This window comes from Stenotrophomonas sp. 93052_Sma (assembly GCF_056481145.1).
In genome coordinates, this window is sequence record NZ_CM151134.1 from 348,633 (window position 1) to 364,883 (window position 16,251).

Annotated in this window: 14 protein-coding genes and 4 pseudogenes; 7 read left to right on the forward strand and 11 right to left on the reverse strand. The window is 67.1% G+C overall.

All coding sequences use genetic code 11. The features are described 5' to 3' along the window. Positions 1 to 2: 2 nt before the first annotated feature. From ACZK2V_RS01555 to ACZK2V_RS01580, 6 genes and pseudogenes are all read right to left on the reverse strand, one after another. Positions 3 to 720, reverse strand: a pseudogene (locus tag ACZK2V_RS01555) (HAD family hydrolase). Positions 721 to 751: 31 nt separating this feature from the next. After that, positions 752 to 1,861: an AI-2E family transporter gene (locus ACZK2V_RS01560; RefSeq protein ID WP_486322906.1), complete on the reverse strand. Its 1,110-nt coding sequence runs from the start codon at positions 1,859 to 1,861 to the stop codon at positions 752 to 754. 67 nt (positions 1,862 to 1,928) lie between these two features. Further along, positions 1,929 to 2,396, reverse strand: coding sequence for a protein sip-5 (locus ACZK2V_RS01565; RefSeq protein WP_071229379.1), 468 nt, complete (start codon positions 2,394 to 2,396; stop codon positions 1,929 to 1,931). After that, entirely contained in the window at positions 2,393 to 2,863 is a 471-nt protein-coding gene (locus tag ACZK2V_RS01570) for a phage holin family protein (protein WP_071229378.1), read from the reverse strand. The genes ACZK2V_RS01565 and ACZK2V_RS01570 overlap by 4 nt, the downstream gene beginning before the upstream one ends. 8 nt (positions 2,864 to 2,871) lie before the next feature. Then, a complete protein-coding gene (locus ACZK2V_RS01575) occupies positions 2,872 to 3,237 on the reverse strand; it encodes a hypothetical protein (RefSeq protein ID WP_032128158.1) in 366 nt (121 codons plus the stop codon). Positions 3,238 to 3,338: 101 nt separating this feature from the next. Continuing rightward, positions 3,339 to 4,770 (reverse strand): annotated as a pseudogene (locus ACZK2V_RS01580) (Do family serine endopeptidase). 491 nt (positions 4,771 to 5,261) lie between these two features. Between ACZK2V_RS01580 and ACZK2V_RS01585 the strand changes: the two are divergent. Further along, positions 5,262 to 6,155 carry a histone gene (locus tag ACZK2V_RS01585; RefSeq protein WP_071229377.1) on the forward strand — a complete coding sequence of 298 codons (894 nt, stop codon included), beginning with the start codon at positions 5,262 to 5,264 and terminating at the stop codon, positions 6,153 to 6,155. Between the two features lie 107 nt (positions 6,156 to 6,262). Next, positions 6,263 to 6,956 (forward strand): annotated as a pseudogene (locus ACZK2V_RS01590) (hypothetical protein). A 15-nt stretch (positions 6,957 to 6,971) separates the two neighbouring features. On the opposite strand, the gene ACZK2V_RS01595 reads toward ACZK2V_RS01590, so the two are convergent. Together ACZK2V_RS01595 and ACZK2V_RS01600 are read right to left on the reverse strand one after the other, a co-directional pair. Beyond that, entirely contained in the window at positions 6,972 to 7,331 is a 360-nt protein-coding gene (locus tag ACZK2V_RS01595) for a DUF1428 domain-containing protein (protein WP_032130337.1), read from the reverse strand. Positions 7,332 to 7,422: 91 nt separating this feature from the next. Next, positions 7,423 to 9,822, reverse strand: a pseudogene (locus tag ACZK2V_RS01600) (S9 family peptidase). Between the two features lie 210 nt (positions 9,823 to 10,032). Between ACZK2V_RS01600 and ACZK2V_RS01605 the strand changes: the two are divergent. Together ACZK2V_RS01605 and ACZK2V_RS01610 are read left to right on the forward strand one after the other, a co-directional pair. After that, positions 10,033 to 10,605 carry an OmpO family porin gene (locus ACZK2V_RS01605; RefSeq protein WP_032130335.1) on the forward strand — a complete coding sequence of 191 codons (573 nt, stop codon included), beginning with the start codon at positions 10,033 to 10,035 and terminating at the stop codon, positions 10,603 to 10,605. Between the two features lie 190 nt (positions 10,606 to 10,795). Next, positions 10,796 to 11,530 (forward strand): response regulator transcription factor, encoded by a 735-nt coding sequence (locus ACZK2V_RS01610; protein WP_049462583.1) that lies wholly within the window; start codon positions 10,796 to 10,798, stop codon positions 11,528 to 11,530. Here ACZK2V_RS01610 and ACZK2V_RS01615 read toward each other — a convergent pair. Then, positions 11,475 to 11,864: a DUF6165 family protein gene (locus ACZK2V_RS01615; protein ID WP_049462582.1), complete on the reverse strand. Its 390-nt coding sequence runs from the start codon at positions 11,862 to 11,864 to the stop codon at positions 11,475 to 11,477. The two genes, ACZK2V_RS01610 and ACZK2V_RS01615, sit on opposite strands and share 56 nt — an antisense overlap. Before the next feature lie 179 nt (positions 11,865 to 12,043). Here ACZK2V_RS01615 and ACZK2V_RS01620 point away from each other — a divergent pair, with 179 nt between their 5' ends. Then, positions 12,044 to 12,742, forward strand: a complete 699-nt coding sequence (locus tag ACZK2V_RS01620) for a TorF family putative porin (protein WP_049462581.1) — start codon at positions 12,044 to 12,046, stop codon at positions 12,740 to 12,742. Here the strand turns inward: ACZK2V_RS01620 and ACZK2V_RS01625 are convergent. Next, complete coding sequence (locus ACZK2V_RS01625) at positions 12,739 to 13,884, reverse strand: MFS transporter (protein ID WP_486323300.1); 1,146 nt, start codon at positions 13,882 to 13,884, stop codon at positions 12,739 to 12,741. The genes ACZK2V_RS01620 and ACZK2V_RS01625 overlap by 4 nt on opposite strands. 144 nt (positions 13,885 to 14,028) lie before the next feature. Here ACZK2V_RS01625 and ACZK2V_RS01630 point away from each other — a divergent pair, with 144 nt between their 5' ends. Next, entirely contained in the window at positions 14,029 to 14,916 is an 888-nt protein-coding gene (locus ACZK2V_RS01630) for a LysR family transcriptional regulator (protein WP_049398095.1), read from the forward strand. On the opposite strand, the gene ACZK2V_RS01635 is transcribed toward ACZK2V_RS01630, so the two are convergent. Further along, positions 14,885 to 15,352 (reverse strand): YehS family protein, encoded by a 468-nt coding sequence (locus tag ACZK2V_RS01635; protein WP_005411992.1) that lies wholly within the window; start codon positions 15,350 to 15,352, stop codon positions 14,885 to 14,887. The two genes, ACZK2V_RS01630 and ACZK2V_RS01635, sit on opposite strands and share 32 nt — an antisense overlap. Before the next feature lie 117 nt (positions 15,353 to 15,469). Between ACZK2V_RS01635 and ACZK2V_RS01640 the strand changes: the two genes are divergently transcribed. Continuing rightward, a complete protein-coding gene (locus ACZK2V_RS01640; protein ID WP_019337645.1) occupies positions 15,470 to 16,222 on the forward strand; it encodes an SDR family NAD(P)-dependent oxidoreductase in 753 nt (250 codons plus the stop codon). The last annotated feature ends 29 nt before the right edge of the window (positions 16,223 to 16,251 follow it).

A 16,251-nucleotide genomic window follows, 5' to 3' on the forward strand; every position in this document is an offset into this window, starting at 1 on the left:
CGTCAGGTACTCCGGGGTGCGGCAGCGTCGAGGTTGGCATCCAACCAGTCGGCCAGGCCGGTGAGGGTGTCGAACTGCAGGTCCGGCTGCAGCTGCGGATGGGTCCAGGTGGCTGCTTCGCGGTTGATCCAGCAGCCGCGAAGGCCGGCGGCGATCGCCCCGGCCACGTCCATTTCGGCGTGGTCGCCGACGTGCAGTACCTGCGCCGGCGCAACACCCAGGCGGGCGCAGGCGGCGTGGAAGATGCTCGCCTCCGGCTTGGCCGCGCCGTGTTCGCGCGCCCAGCTGGAAGGCGAAATGATGGGCCAGGCCGATCCGCTCCAGATCGGCATTGCCGTTGCTCAGCGCCGCCACCGGCACCCGCGCGGCAATCCGCGCCAGTGCGTCGATCGCATCGGGGTAGCACTCGACCTGGTTGCGCGCGGCGAAGAACACGTCATACGCCGGCTCCAGCAGATCCAGGCTGGCACCACTGGTGTGCAGCGCTTCGTGCAGGGTCAGCCGGCGCAGTGCGCTCAGGTCGTGATGGAGGTGCGGATGGGCGTGGTACAGGCGCTCGCGCAGTTCGCGCATCGCCGCCACCGGATACATCTCGGCCGTGGCGGGGCTGTGTTCACGCATCCACTCGTGCAGGACCAGGTCGATGCGGGCGCCGATCGGAGCGAACGGCCACAGCGTGTCGTCAAGGTCGAGGGTGATGGCTTGGACGGGGAAATTCACCCCGCCATTCTACCCCTGCCCGCGCGGGCTTTCATTCCAGCAGACGCGCCCAGCCCTGCATCCCGTCCAGCCGCGCCAGCACCAGCTTGATGCAGACCAGCAGCGGCACCGCCAGCAGCAGGCCGATCATGCCCCAGGCCCAGCCGAACACCATCAGCGCCAGGATCAGCACCAGTGGCGACAGTTTCATGCGACGGCCCAGCACGATCGGGGTCACCATCTGCCCTTCCAGGGTGTGCAGGCCCAGGTAGGCGGCGGCTGGCAGCAGGGCCTGCAGCGCGTCGCGGAATTCCACGAAGCCCATCAGCAGCATCAGCGCCACGCCGATCAACGGACCCACATACGGAGCGAAATTCAGCAGTGCGGCCACCGTGCCCCACAGCAACGCTTCCTGCAGGCCGATGCCGAGCAGCATCAGTACGCCGGCGAACACCAGCCCGACCAGGGTGTTGATCACGCTGATGGTCAGCACATAGCGCGACACCTCGCGCTCGATCGAACGCAGGATGTCACTGGTGAAGCGCTGCTGCTGACGGTTCGGGAACAGGGCGATCGCCGCGCGTTGCAGGCTCTGCCCGTAGATCATGAAGAACAGGGTCAGCAGCACCACCGCCAGCACCGAGGCGGCCAGCCGCGGCGCACGGGTCAACATGCGGTACGGGTCATCGAGCTGGGCGCGGATCACCTGCACCTTGCGGTTGCTGTCGCCACCGGCAACACGGGCGAAGTTCTCCGCAGCCTGGTTGGCCTGCTGCACCGGCTTGGTCAGGTCCTGCACCTGGCGGGCGATCTTGCGCAGCTGCTGCGGTGCTTCCTGTGCCCATTCCATTGCCGGGCCGATCAACTGCACCGCCAGCGAACCGGTCACGCCCAGGCCCGCGCCGAGGATCAGCAGAGCGGCCAGCGCACGCGGAATCCACAGCTTCTGCAGCAGGCGCAGGATCGGATTGCCGACCAGTGCGAAGAACATCGCCAGCAGCACCGGCAGGATGATGTCCTGTGCCGCCCACAGCGTGTAGCCCACCGCCAGGGTCGCCAGCACCACCAGCGACATCGGTCCGCGCGGACGCGACGGTGGCGGCAACGGGGCGTCGGGCTGTTCGGGGCCGGCCGGTGACGGGGACAGGAGGGACTCGCTCATCGACGCACCAACCGGGAAGGGGAGCGCATTATCCGCCGGCCGCGATCGGCGCGGCGGATTCCATGGATCAACGTTCGGACAGCTCGGTAGCCGCTTCGGCCGGACGCGGTCCGCGCAGGTCCGGTTCCGGTTCTGGCTCCGGCACGGAACGTGGAGCCGGTGCCGGCCGTGGCTCGGCAGCGGAGGCCGCCGCCTGTGCCTGTTCGCTGGCTTCGTCGGCTTCCTCAGCCGCGTCGTCGGCAGTGGCTGCGGCCTGCGCCGCCATCGCCGTGGCGAACGCCGCCTGTGCACTGGCGAACAGGTTCGAGACCGAACCCACCATTTGCAGCCAGCGGGCACCGTTGACCTTGCCCGGCACTTCCAGCTTGCCGGCGATGAAGCCACCGGCCAGGCCGACCACCACGATGCGCAGCGGCGACCAGCCCTTTCGCCAGACGTCGCTGAGCGTGGACCAGTGGTCCTGGGTTTCGCCCAGGCGCACGGTCACCACTTGTTCGCAGCGTTTCACACGCCGTTGCAGCGCGCCGAACTTCATGGCTTGCCCTCGGGCAGCTGCACTTCGGCATCGGGATCGTCTTCGCTGGGTTCGTCGAACAGGCCCAGGCGTGACAGCTGGCGCCGGGTAGCGTGCATGCCGGTGTGGTGGAAGAAGTAGGACACCCGCCAGATCGCATAACCGGTGACGGCCAGGCTCAGCAGCGAGGTGATCAGCAGCGCCTGCAGCCAGCTCAGGCCCCAGCTCTGCAGCAGGGCGATGAGGGTGGCGGCCATCAGCAGCCAGGCCGAGGCACCGAACACGATCGCCACGCCGGCCCAGGCCAACGCGCGACCGAATGCACTACGCGCCAGCGCGAAGTCGGCCGAGGCCAACCGGCGCAGCGAGCGCAGCGTGTGCTTGGCAGAATCGGTAGCGGCACGACCGGCCGCGCCGACCTGGCGGATGCTCTCATCCAGCGGCGGGGTAGCCGCCGGATCAGGCGCTTGCGCGTTGTCTTCGCTCACGCCGCGGCTTACTTGTCGCTACTGCCGCGGGCCAGCTTGGCGATGATCCAGCCGGCAGCGAAGGCGACACCGAACGAGGCCAGCGGACGTTCACGGATCAGCTCAGCGGCGCTGTCGATCAGGTCCTTGCCCTTGTCCATCAGCGCGTCGACCTGTTCCTTGGCGGCTGCACCACCAAACTCGGCGGCGGCCAGGCCGGACAGCGCGCTGTCGGACAGTTCAGCCTTGACGTTGGCCTTGCCGATGCGCAGTTCGTCGCCGGCTGCGCCGGTTGCACCCTTGATTGCACCGCCGGCGGCCGACGCGGCCTGCTTCAGATGGGAACCGGCTTCACCCAGGTGTTCCTTCAGGTTCTCGGTATTGGTGGGGCTCATCGAATCACTCCTGTTGCGATGGGGGAACGGGAGTCGGCGGTGCCGACCTGGACTGACAGCAATAGCATTGCCGGGGTATAGGGGGTGTTACGGCAGGGCGATCAGCGCATCACGAGCTGGCCCTGCTGCTGGCCATTGTTGCGCAGCACGCGTATCACCAGGGTCGGCGGGCGCTGCTGGAAGTTGGCGCGCCAGCTGGCCAGGTCGGCGAATTCGCCCACGGTGGCATCGGTGATGATGTCGCCCTGCTGCAGGCCGTTGGTGGCCGCGCGGCTGCCGCGCTTGACCTCGCTGACCAGCACGCCACCGACACCGGACTGGCGCAGCGACTCGGGCAGGTCGACGAAGGTGGCCCCGGTCAGGCGCGGGTCCAGGCTCTCGCCGGTGACCGCGCGCCTGTTCCTTCAAGGTTGCCTTGATCTGCAGCGGCTTGCCCTCGCGGCGCACGTCCAGCGTCAGCGTGCTGCCGACCGCCGCCAGGCCTTCCACGTTGTGCAGGGCTTCTGCGCTGTCCACGCGCTGGCCGTTGGCCGAGACCACCACGTCGCCCGGCTTCAGGCCGGCGGTCGCAGCGGCCGAACCGGCCAGCACGCGGGTGATCAGCGCACCCCGCGTTTCGCCCAGGCCCAACCCCTGCGCGATCTGCGCGGTCAGGTTCTGGCTCTCCACGCCCAGCGTGCCGCGCACCACTACGCCGTGCTTTACCAGCTGGTCGACCACGCTGCGCGCCAGGTTGGAGGGGATCGCCAGGCCCAGGCCGATGTTGCCGGCCATGCTGCCCTGCGGGTTGAAGCTGGCGGTATTGATGCCGACCAGCTGGCCCTGCAGGTCGACCAGCGCGCCACCGGAGTTGCCCGGGTTGATCGACGCATCGGTCTGGATGAAGTTCTGGTAGCCCAGCCCGCGGATGCCGCTGCGGCCCACCGCCGAGACGATGCCGGAGGTGACCGTCTGGCTGAAGCCGAACGGGTTGCCGATGGCCACCACGAAGTCACCGACCCGAAGCTGGTCGCTGTTGCCGAGCTTGATGTCGGTCAGGTTCTGCGCCGGGATGCGGATCAGCGCGATGTCGGTATCGCGGTCCGAACCGAGGAACTCGGCCTTGACCGTGCGCCCGTCGGCCAGTGTCACCTGCACGTCATCGGCGTTGTCGATGACGTGGTGGTTGGTCAGCACCAGGCCCTCCTTGGCGTCGATGATCACGCCCGAGCCCAGCGATTCGTTGATGCGTTCCTGCGGGATGTCCGGGAACAGGCGGCGGAAGAACGGGTCGTTGAAGAAGGGGTTGCGCACGCGCACCACCTGCTTGGTGTTGACGCTGACCACGGCCGGCATCGCCTTCTCCAGCATCGGTGCCAGCGACGGCACCGCCTGTCCGGCCACCGAGGCCGGCAATGCCGCCGTGGTCGGCAGTACCGCAGGCAGCGGCGCGGCGTCGGCGCGGTTGTCCAGGTGGGCATTGATGCCGGTGGCAACGAAGCCACCGAAGGCGGCGGCGATTGCGAGCGTGAGCAGGGTGGGAAGCGGTCGCATGGGAGTCGGTTCGCTGGCGTGGGTGGGGGCGGTTCGGCCCTACGGTAAAACAAGCTGAATGAGTGTGTCGCGATCTGGATAAATGCGCCATGAAAACCGGGCGCCCGGAACGCGGGTCGGCGTCGCCATCTGTGGGGCGGTGGCGACAACGTCGGGCGTGCTTCGCAATGTGCCGACGTCTGCCGAAGCGCGTGTGGATACAGGCCGATACTTGCGCAGTTCTGCGCATCCTGGTGCCGCGATGCGCCATATCGCATGCCTTTCGCAGCACTCTGGCAGGTGCGCGCAGGCAGCACCTGCCGCTACCCGCACCGTGCGGCGCAGCACTGAAAAAAAGGGGTTTCCTGTCAACCCACTGTGCTCGAGAGGGTGCTGGGCTACACCATTACCGTCGCAGCAGATGCGATTGCGGGCGCATGCCCCGTTCCACGATCGTCAATGTCGGTATAGCATCGCCCCGTTTTGATACTTAAGGCCCGCAGGAGGGCAACATGAGCAACGGTAATGGTGTGTCGGTCGTGACCGACGCCGTCGAGAACGTCAAAGAAACCGCCACCAACGTTGGCGAGACCATCGCCCACGCTGCCGAAGACGCAGTGAAGTCGGTCAAGAAGACCGTCAAGCGCGCCACCAAGGCTGCCGGCACCCGCGTTGCCAAGGCCAAGAAGGCCGTGGCGAAGGTCGAGAAGACCGTTGCCAAGAAGGCCGAGAAGGCTGCCAAGTCGGTCGGCAAGACTGTTGCCAACGCCAAGAAGAAGCTGGAAGCCGCCAAGAAGAACGCCAAGGCCGAAGCCGCTGCCCTGAAGAAGGAAGTGGCCAAGAAGAAGGCGGCTGCAGGCAAGGCCGTGACCAAGAAGGCCGCCGCTGCCAAGAAGACCACCAAGGCTGCCACCAAGGCTGCTGGCAAGAAGGTCGCTACCGTGAAGAAGGCTGCCACCAAGAAGGCCGCCGTCGCGAAGAAGACCGTTGCCAAGAAGACCGCGGCCGCCAAGAAGGTTGTCGGCAAGAAGGTCGCCACCGCCAAGAAGGCCGTGGCCAAGAAGACCGTCGCCGCCAAGAAGGTCGCTGGCAAGAAGGCCGTGGCTGCCAAGAAGGTTGTCGGCAAGAAGGTTGCCGCTACCAAGAAGGTCGCCACCAGGAAGACCGCGGCCGCCAAGAAGGTTGTCGGCAAGAAGGCTGCTGTCTCCAAGAAGGCCGTCGGCAAGAAGACCGCTGCTGCCAAGAAGGTTGTCGGCAAGAAGACCGCCGTTGCCAAGAAGGCGGTGGGCAAGAAGGTTGCCGCCACCCGCAAGACGGTCGCCAAGAAGGCTGCGCCGCTGAAGAAGGTCGCCGCCAAGAAGGCTCCGGCCAAGAAGGCCGTGCGCAAGGTCGCCAAGCGCAAGTAATCGCGCCGTGACCGAAGGCCCTGCCACCCAACGGGTGGTGGGGCCTTTCGCGTTTCTGGGGCACGGTCTGGGGCAAGATGCAGGTTCTTCCTGCAGGAGCCCCGGGCATGCGTGGTATCGACTTCAGTTCCTGGCAGGGCGTGCTGTCCACGTTGGCCGGCCTGGTCCTGATCACCCTGCTGGGCGTGGGCATCCGCCTGCTGGTGATGCAGACCCTGCAACAGCGCCGCGAGCGCGAGAACCGGCAGATCAACGAACGGCTGCGCACGCTGATGGCGGCCTACAAGACCCTGGGCGGGTCGTTCACTGGCGAACTGGGTGTGGATCCCAGCCATCGCCGCGACCTGCGCCAGCGCGAAAATGCCGAAGGCATCGCCGAACCCCGCTCGGATCGCGCGCCGCATCCGCGATGCGGTTGAAGCGGCACTGTCGGACATCCTGTTGCTGGGCACCGACGAGCAGGTGCGGCTGGCCGCGCGTGCGGCCAACGAACTGGCACAGGGGCGGCCGGTGCACCTCCACGAACTGGTGGTCTCGCTGCGCGACTTCGTGCGCGAAGCGCTGGATCTGGCCCCCATCCCGACCGACCTGCAGATTCCACCGCAGGGCCCGACCCGGCCCGCTGCCAGTGGCGGTGGCAAGGGCCGCAACGATGGCGATGCCAAGGGCGGTCGTGCGGGTGGTGGCGGTGGCGGCGGCGGTGGCGGAATGGGGGCCGGAATGGGCGGCATGGGCCTCGGCGCCGGCGCCGCACTGGGCGCCGGCCATGCCTCCGCCAGCGATGAGACGGACGCGCGCTGAGCACGTCCGCCCGGTTCAGCGCGTCAGCTCGTAGAGCGGCACGAACCCACCGTAGATCATCCGCGCGCCGTCGAACGGCATCGGATTCGTCGCCGGATCAAACCGCGGGTCTTCCATCATCTTCTTCATGCCGGCGTCGCGGGTCGGCTTGTCTGGCCATTCGATCCAGGAAAACACGACCGTCTCATCCGGCGTGGCTTTCACCGCGCCGAAGAAGTCGGTGGTTTTGCCGTGCGGTACGTCGTCACCCCAGCACTCGACCACGCGCAGCGCGCCGTACTCGATGAAAACGGGATCCCCTGTGCGTGCATGGGCGAGGAACTTCTCTTTGTTGGCGGTGGGCACCGCCAGGACGAAACCATCGATGTAGCTCATTGCCTGCCTCCGGATGGACCGTGCCGCATGCACGGCCTTCAAGTACCCGACGAACCAGGGCGCCGTGGATCGACATCCTGTGTGCGCCTGTTCAGCCCGGCCCACCGGGCAGCGGCGCCAGCACCGTCTCCGGTGGCTGCTGGCCGGCCAGGTGGCGCACGAAGTAGTCCCACATGCGGTGCGTGTAGGTGGCGTCGTTGCGGAACAGTTCGTGGTCCTGCCGGGCCAGGTACAGCAGGTCGTAGCTGCGCTGGGCCTTGTTCAGGGCGGCGGCCAGTTGCAGGGTCAGCGCCGGCGGCGCGTTCTCGTCCAGTTCGCCATAGACCAGCATCAGATGCCCACGCAGGTTGCCGGCCAACGCTGCATTGTCGAGTCCGGCAAAGGGCGCCGGCACGCCATCGGCCAGGGGTGTTGGCGGCAGCACGCCACCGAACAGCCGGTCCATGCCGTGCAATGCACCGCCGTACATGCCCTGGAAATTGTGGCTGCCGGCCGAGGCCACGCCCACCTTGTAGAACGCCGGATAGCGCAGCAGGGCGCGCTGCACTGTAACCACCGAACGAATGCCCGTAGATGCCGACCCGCTGCAGGTCGATGCCCCGGTAGCGTTCGCCCAGCTGGCGCAGCGCAGCCACATGGTCATCCAGCTGCACATCTGCCCCGTGCAGGAAGCTGCTGTCATGGAACGCCTTGTCGCGGCCACCGGTGCCGCGCGCGTCGATGCTGACCACCACGAAGCCCAGTTCGGTCAGGCTGGCGCGTGACACCGGATTCAAGGCGGACACCGCCTCGGCGTAGGTCACCGGCGCATTGCTGACGAAGGAGCCACCGTACATCGCGTCGATCACCGGAAAGCGGCCGTCATCGCGATAGTCGCGGGGCAGGTAGACGGTGGCGAAGATCGGCGTTCGCCCATCGGCGGCCAGCAGCCGCTCGCGCCGTGGGGGGCGCCAGCCGGCAGCAACGATCGCGCTGTTATCGGCTGTTTCCAGCACCATCACTTCACGGCCGTCATCGCTGGCCCGCAGCACGGTGCGTGGTGGCTGGTCGAGACGGGAAACGGTATCCACCAGATAGCCACCGCCAGGCGACAGCGCCTGGGGGCGCGCCCGCCGAACAACGCGCCGGTGCCAGCATCGGCCAGATGGTCGTTGCCATCGGCGGCCAGGCGCTGGACCGGTCCCCCCTGCAGCGATACACGGTACAGGCCGCGTACGTAGGGGTCGCCACCGTCGACGCCGCCGGCGCTGAAGTATGCCCAGCCACCCGCAGCGTCCACGCCCAGCAGGTCGCGCACCGCCCATTGGCCGCGGGTGAGCTGGCGCAGCACCTTGCCGTCGGACAGGCGGACCCGGTATAGATGGCCCCAGCCATCGCGCTGCGAGAACCACACCGCCGTGTCCTGGCCGGGCAGGATGGCCACCGCTGGCCGGTTGTAGGAATACACGTTGAGCTGCAGGCGGGTGTCGCTGGCTTCTTCCAGAACCGTGCGCAACGCACCGTTGTTGGCATCGATCTCCAGCAGACGCAGCCTGCGCGGTGCGCCGAAGTGCGCGATCACGGCATACAACCGGTCGCCGTCCCAGCCGAGTACGCCGGCTTCGCTGAGGGTGTTCCAGCCTTCCGGCAAGGCGATGTCATGCTGCTGGCCATTGCGGGTGTCGACCACATACACGCTGTCGCGCACCTGCCGGGTGTCACCCAGCACCCCCAGCTTCACCGTATGCACGCGCGGCCGCGCGCTGTTGGCCGGGCTGCTTTCCAGATAGGGGTAGTCCTGCAGCGCGCGTTCGTCGTAGCGGATGCCGGCCACGTAGCGACCGTCCGGTGACCAGCCGACCGCGAACGGCCGCGTCGGCATCCGGCCCTGACGGCGGGGAATGCCGCGCAGGGTGAAGTCCGGCAGCACGCCATAGCCATGATTGGATTCACCGCCGCTGGTCAGCGCTCGTGCTGCCGTTCCGGGCGAGTGCAGCCACAGGTTGTGATCGCGTACCTGCAGCCAGGCATCACCGCCGGGCGATGGCAGTGCATCGGCCGCTGGCGCTGCATCCTGCGAAGGCACGCACTGCAGGCGTGGCCATTGACAGCTGATCGCCGCCTCGCCGTTGAACTGCAGGCGCAGGCCTCCATCCAGTACCTGCACGTTGTTCAAGCGCAGGCGTGGTCCGCTGGCGCCGAGAGGTGCAACCGCAGCGTCCAGCGCATCGGGTTCGAACAGGATCTGGCGTGTGGCCTGGACTGGATCGACCAGTACCGCCTGGCGCCGGCCCTGCGTGGTTTCGCGTTCGTACCAGAAGCGCCCATCGGCCAGCCAGTGGGGCAGCACCGAAGCATTGCGCAGCGCACCGCGAAGGTGACTGTCATGCACGCGTTCGGCGCGCTGGTAGTCAGCGGCCTGCAGTGCGTGCGCAGCGTGGATCGGAAACAGGGCAGCGCATGCCAGGAGCGCGGCGCGAACAGGCACCAGCGGCGGATCGGAAACGTACAAGGCAACCTCCTGTTGCAATCGACGACGAATCACAAATGCACGCGCGCCGCGCGCGTATGCCAGAGACAGCCTGAATCAAGGCAAAAAATTCAGCAATGCGAAGACCGCTGTTTTCAGGGAGCGTTGTGGCGAATAACGGAGAATTTACATTCCCGATGCGATGGCGCCCTGGCGCTGCTGCACACCATAAGAAAGTAAAGGTGTACCCCCATGAAGAATTCGCTGATTGCTCTGGCCCTGGCCGCTGCCCTGCCGTTCACCGCCTCGGCTGCTGAGAACCTGTCGTACAACTACGCCGAAGCCGACTACGCCAAGACCGACATCGACGCGTTCAAGGCCGACGGCTGGGGCGTGAAGGGTTCGTACGGCTTCCTGCCGAACTTCCACGCTTTCGGTGAGTACAGCCGCCAGGAAATCGACCACACCAACATCAAGCTGGACCAGTGGAAGATCGGCGCCGGCTACAACGTTGAAATCGCTCCGACCACCGACTTCGTTGCCCGCGTTGCCTACCAGAAGCGCGACCAGAAGCACGGCCTGGACTTCAACGGTTACAGCGCTGAAGCCGGTATCCGTACCGCCTTCGGTGCCCACGCCGAAGTCTACGGCATGGTCGGCTACGAAGATTTCTCGAAGAAGCACGGCATCAATCCGGAAGGCCAGTGGTACGGCCGCCTGGGTGGTCAGGTCAAGCTGAACCAGAACTGGGGCCTGAACGGCGAGCTGAAGATGAACCGCGACGGCGACAAGGAATACACCGTCGGCCCGCGCTTCAGCTGGTAATTGCTTCCTCGGCGCGCCTGCGCGCCGAAGATGCCTCGACAGGCCCGGCCCATGCCGGGCCTGTTGCGTTTCCGGCTGGGCAAACGCTACCTGACCGTGGCGCGGCGGAAGGGCGGCATTGCAACGAATTGGATTCCGCAGGCGTCGGCTGCGCCCTAGGGTGAGTGGCCTGTTCTGCAGGAATGCAACCATGCCCACGTTTCCGTCGCCCCGAGATTCTCCCTGCCGCCTGTTGCTGCTGGATCCGCACCCGCTGTTGCGGCATGGCGTGCAGGAAGTCCTGGCCCGGCAGGCGGACCTGCAGGTCGATGGAAGCTACGGTCGCAGCGGTGATCTGCTGCAGCGCCTGCAGCAGCAGGCGGCCGCGATCGATCTGCTGCTGGTCGACGCCTTGCCGATCGGTGACAGCGGGGAAGGTCTGGAACTGCTGCGGCACCTATCACGCCATTGGCCGGCAGTGCCGATCCTGGTGTTGTCCGCGCACTGCAACGCGGGTGTCGTGTCCTTGGCCCTGCAGGCCGGTGCGCGCGGATTCCTGTCCAAGGCCTGCGCGCCGCAGACGCTGCTGCGGGCAGTGAGCGTGGTCGCCCGTGGCGGACGCTTCGTGCCGCCGGAACTGCGTGCACAGTTGAACCAGTCCCGCCGGCAACGCCAGCAGCCCGTGCGTCCACCACGGTTGAGTACGCGCGAGCGCACCGTCCTGCAGTGGGTGCTGCGCGGCTGCAGCACCGGCGAGATGGCACGCCGCAGTGGGCGTACAGCCAGCACCATCAGCACGCAGAAGCGAGCGGCTTACCGCAAGCTGGGCATCCGCAACGATGGCGAGCTGTTCCGTTTCCGCCATCTGATCGACGCTGATCGAGGCGGCGTTACTCGCCCTGGTACTGCTTTTCTTCCACCAGCGCCGAACCGGCCACGCGGTTGATCTCGTTCTTCACCTGCACGCGCTCGCCATTGGTGCCATAGACACCACGCGCCAGCTGGATGAACGCATCGTCGAACACCTGGGCTGCTTCCTTGTCGCGCAGCTGGTCCTGGATATCCCACATGCGCTCGTTGATCGTCTTCAGCTGCTGCTTCAGCACGGCCAGTGCCGGCTGTGCCTGCAGCTGCTGCTGCAGCAAGGGCAGCAGGCCGTCCAGCTCGGTGCGGACGTTGGCCAGCTTGGCCACATCGTCGATGCGCTCGGCCTTGATCTCGAGAATGGTGATCTTGTCGATCAGCTCGCCGATCGATACCGGGGTCAGGATGGCGTCCACGCGGTTGGTTCCTGGAAACAAGGCGCCATGATACCGCGCCGCTGGCACGCGGCCCCCGGTCCACGGGATTTACGCCGAATTTGCGCCACGGGCCCGGCAGCACCCTCGATCCGTTACGGCCACCACCTCGACACTGCGTTCCCGGCGGCGCAACCGCCTTCAACGAGGAACACAGTGCAGTGAACAGCAAGGGGATGATGGCGGCAGTGGTGGCCGCCCTGGCAGGGCTGCTCGGCATCGGCAGCGCCCAGGCACAGGTGCAGGTCAGCGGCAGTGCCGCACTGACCAGCGACTACGTGTGGCGTGGCAGCTCGCAGAGCGATGGCGACCCGGCGGTGCAGGCGGGCGCGAAGATCTCGGTCGCATCGGGTTGGTATGCCAGCGTGTGGGGCTCCAACGTTTCGTTCAAACCGGACAATGGCGCGCGCAGCGAGTTCGACCTGGTGGCAGGCTGGTCCGGCGCGCTGGCACCGGACTGGACACTGGATGCCAACCTGACCCGCTATGTGTATCCAGGTACCGGCCGCGCGCTGGACTGGACCGAACTCAATACCACCCTGAACTGGAAGCAGCGCGCCTGGTTGCAGATCGCGCATTCCAACGACGCGTTGGCCGGTGGCCATCGCGGCACCTATGCCCAGCTGGGTGTGCGGGTGCCGCTGCACGAGCGGTTCCGCCTCGAAGCGGCGGTAGGCCAGTACTGGCTGGCCACCGCACAGGGGCCTGATTACCTGCATGGCCAGCTCAGTGCCATCGCCTCGCTGACCCCGGCATGGGAACTGCGCGCCACCGTGCATGACACCGACAACGCAGCGAAGCGGCTGTTTCCGGACAATGCCGGCGGACGCTGGGAGCTGGTGCTGCAGGGCAGCTTCTAGTCAGTCACCGAAGCCTGGCGCGCGCAGCGCCCGGGCAGCCACAGCAGCAGGGCCAGCATGGCCACCGCAGCACCGGCCACGCAGACGCCGGTCCAGCCGAAGCGCTGGTAGACCTGCGCCGACAGCAGCGAACCCAGCGAACCGCCGATGAAGTAGCCGGTCATGTAGCCGGCATTGAGGCGGTTGCGCGCTGCCGGTTGCAGTGCGTAGATCAGGCTCTGGTTACTCACGTGCAGCAGCTGCGCGGCCAGGTCCAGCACCACCACGCCGACCAGCAGCGCCAGCAGCGAGTGTGCCGACAGCCCCAACGGCAGCCATGACAGCAGCAACAGCACCAGCGCGATGGCGGTGGCGCGTCCGGTCTGGCCGCGGTCGGACATGCGCCCGGCCAGGCCCGCAGCCAGCGTGCCGGCGGCACCGACCAGCCCGAACAGGCCGATGGTAGCGTCGCTGTAGGCGTAAGGTGGCTGCGCCAGCAGGAACGCGAGCGGGGTCCAGAAGATCGCGAACATGGCGAAGCTGCAGGCGCCCAGCAGGGTGCGCTGGCGCAGCACCGGCTCCTGCACGAACAGCACGCCGATCGAGCGCAGCAATGCGAAATAACCGAGGCCGGCGCTGTGGTGGAATCGCGGCAGGCCGCGCTGCAGCGCCAGCGCGGCCAGCACCAGGGTGCCGGCGGCGATGGCATACACCAGGCGCCAGTCGCCCAGGCTGGAAAGCAGTCCGGCCACGGTGCGCGCCAGCAGGATGCCCAGCAGCAAGCCACTCATCAATGTGCCGACCACGCGGCCACGATGTTCCGGTGCGGCCAGCGTGGCCGCGAACGGCACCAGTACCTGTGCCACCACCGAGAACAGGCCGGTGATCGCGGTACCCACCAGCAGCCAGGCCAGCGACGGCGCACAGGCACTGATCACCAGCCCGCCGGCGGACAGCAGGCTCATCACCACGATCAGGCGGCGGCGTTCGAACAGGTCACCCAGCGGCACCAGCAGGATCAGTCCGGCGGCATAGCTCAGCTGTGCGGCGGTGACCACCATGCCGACCTGGCCGAACGGCACACCGAAGGCATCGGCGATGGTGTGCAGCAGCGGCTGCGCATAGTAGTTGCTGGCCACGGCCACGCCGGTAGCCACCGACATCAGCAGCACCTGCCAGCGGTGCAGAGGGGGAAGGGACGGACTCACGCGGTGTTCGAGGAAGCGGGGGAGCACAGTGTCCGCCTGCTGCAGTCATGATGGAAATGAATCATCATCATCTCTGTCATCTGAAAATGAGATGGTTGCGTGAATCTCAAGCAGCTCGAGTTCGCCGTCGCCCTGGCCGAGGAGGGCAACTTCACCCGCGCCGCCGAGCGCTGCCACGTGGTGCAGTCCGCGCTCAGTCACCAGATCGCCCATCTTGAGCAGGAACTGGGCACAACGCTGTTCGAGCGCCTGCCGCGCCAGGTGCGGGCCACCGCCGCCGGCGAGGCGCTGCTGGTGCATGCACGCCAGGTGCTGGCCAGCCTGCGCCACCTGCGCGCCGACGTGGCCGCCGTCACTGGCGAGGTGCGTGGCCTGCTGGCGATCGGGCAGATCTCCTCGCTGACCGACATCGATGTGGTGGCGATGCTGGCGGCCTTCCAGCAGGCGCACCCGCAGGTGGAGTTCCAGCTGCGGGTCGACAAGAGCGAGGACCTGATCGCGCAGGTGCAGTCGCGAGAGCTGGACGTGGCGCTGGTCGGATTGGCGCCGTCGGCAGGGCTGGACGGGGTCTGCCACCAGATGCTGCAGGAAGAAGACCTGGTGGCGGTGCTGGCGCCGTCGCACCGCTTGGCCCGCCGCAAGCGGCTGCCATTGACCGAACTGCAGGACGAGGCGCTGGTCGACTTTCCGCGCGGCACCGGTGCGCGGCGGCAGACCGACGATGCCTTCGCTGCCGCTGGCCTGCCGCACACGGTGCGCTTCGAGGTCAATCTGATGGAACTGATCGAGCGCTTCGTCCGCCATGGGCTGGCGGTTGGCATCGTGCCAGCGTTGATCGCCGACGGGTTCCAGGGGGTGGTACAGATTCCGCTGCAGCCGACCCCGACCCGCCGCGTGCACCTGGTCTGGCAGCGACTGCCGACACCGGCGGCGCGGGCGTTCGTCGAGGCCGTGCTCAGCCGCGCAGGCGCAGGCTCAGGCCCTTGAGGAAATTGCGCAGCATCTGGTCCAGGCAGCGCCGGTAGTTAGTGTGCCCGGGCTGGCGGAACAAGGCGCCCACTTCCGACTTGGAGACGTTGAAGCCGGCGCTGGCGAAGATCTCCATCAGATCGACGTCGCGCAGCTGGAAGGCGACGCGCAGCTTCTTCAGCACCAGGTTGTTGTCGATGCGGGTTTCCACCGCACGCTGAGGCTGGCTCTCATCGCGACCGCGCAGGTGCACGATCAGGCCGTCGAGGAAGTGCGCCAGCGCGCTGTCGCTCATCGCTTCGAAACCGGCTTCGTCCTCGCGGCGCAGCCAGGCTTTCACCTGTTCCGGATCCACGGCGAAGGCCGGGTCGGCCATCTGGCACAGGGTCACCACGTGGTGGTCGCCCAGGTCCAGGGAGTAGCGCACGCTGCGCAGGACATCGTTGTTGATCATGGGCCCAATTGTACCGGTCACCCCGACAGGTGGGGCCGGATCTGGCCGATCAGGCAACGCAACCCCCGGCCGACGGTGCCAGAATGGGGGTCTGGTTTTTCCCCCTGGAGTTGCCTGATGACCCGCACTGTCCTGATTACCGGCGCCACGTCCGGCTTCGGCGCCGCCGCCGTCCACCGCTTCGCCCAGGCGGGCTGGAAGGTGATCGCCACCGGCCGCCGCGGCGAACGCCTGCAGCCGCTGGTCGAGCGCTACGGCAAGGACGTGGTGCATGCCGCCGCCTTCGACATCCGCGATCCGGTGGCGATGGAAGCGGCGCTGCTGGCACTGCCGCCGGCCTTCGGCGAGATCGATCTGCTGGTCAACAACGCCGGCCTGGCGCAGGGCACTGCGCCGGCACAGAGCGCCAAGTTGTCGGACTGGACCACGATGATCGACACCAACATCACCGCGCTGGTGACCCTGACCCACCGCCTGCTGCCGCAGCTGGTGGAGCGCAAGGGCGCAATCATCAACATTTCGTCGGTGGCCGGCGTCTACCCGTACCCGGGCGGCAATGCCTACGGTGGCACCAAGGCCTTCGTCAGCCAGTTCTCGCTCGGCCTGCGTTCGGACCTGCACGGCACCGGCGTGCGCGTGACCACGATCGAGCCGGGCATGGCCGAAACCGAGTTCACCGTGGTGCGTACCCATGGCGACCAGGCGGCGTCGGACAAGCTCTATACCGGCGCCAACCCGATGACCGCCGAAGACATCGCCGAACAGATCTTCTGGGTGGCCAGCCTGCCGCCGCACCTGAACATCAATCGCCTGGAACTGATGCCGGTCAGCCAGTCCTTCGCCGGTTTCCAGGTCGCCCGCGAAGGCTGACGGTCATTTGTAGAGTCGAGCCATGCTCG

Bases quoted from the DNA above. Each gene is read 5' to 3' on its own strand.
- ACZK2V_RS01560 (WP_486322906.1), bottom strand. From the start codon at position 1,861: ATGAGCGAGTCCCTCCTGTCCCCGTCACCGGCCGGCCCCGAACAGCCC.
- ACZK2V_RS01565 (WP_071229379.1), bottom strand. From the start codon at position 2,396: ATGAAGTTCGGCGCGCTGCAACGGCGTGTGAAACGCTGCGAACAAGTG.
- ACZK2V_RS01575 (WP_032128158.1), bottom strand. From the start codon at position 3,237: ATGAGCCCCACCAATACCGAGAACCTGAAGGAACACCTGGGTGAAGCC.
- ACZK2V_RS01585 (WP_071229377.1), top strand. From the start codon at position 5,262: ATGAGCAACGGTAATGGTGTGTCGGTCGTGACCGACGCCGTCGAGAAC.
- ACZK2V_RS01595 (WP_032130337.1), bottom strand. From the start codon at position 7,331: ATGAGCTACATCGATGGTTTCGTCCTGGCGGTGCCCACCGCCAACAAA.
- ACZK2V_RS01605 (WP_032130335.1), top strand. From the start codon at position 10,033: ATGAAGAATTCGCTGATTGCTCTGGCCCTGGCCGCTGCCCTGCCGTTC.
- ACZK2V_RS01610 (WP_049462583.1), top strand. From the start codon at position 10,796: ATGCCCACGTTTCCGTCGCCCCGAGATTCTCCCTGCCGCCTGTTGCTG.
- ACZK2V_RS01625 (WP_486323300.1), bottom strand. From the start codon at position 13,884: ATGTCGGTGGCTACCGGCGTGGCCGTGGCCAGCAACTACTATGCGCAG.
- ACZK2V_RS01635 (WP_005411992.1), bottom strand. From the start codon at position 15,352: ATGATCAACAACGATGTCCTGCGCAGCGTGCGCTACTCCCTGGACCTG.
- ACZK2V_RS01640 (WP_019337645.1), top strand. From the start codon at position 15,470: ATGACCCGCACTGTCCTGATTACCGGCGCCACGTCCGGCTTCGGCGCC.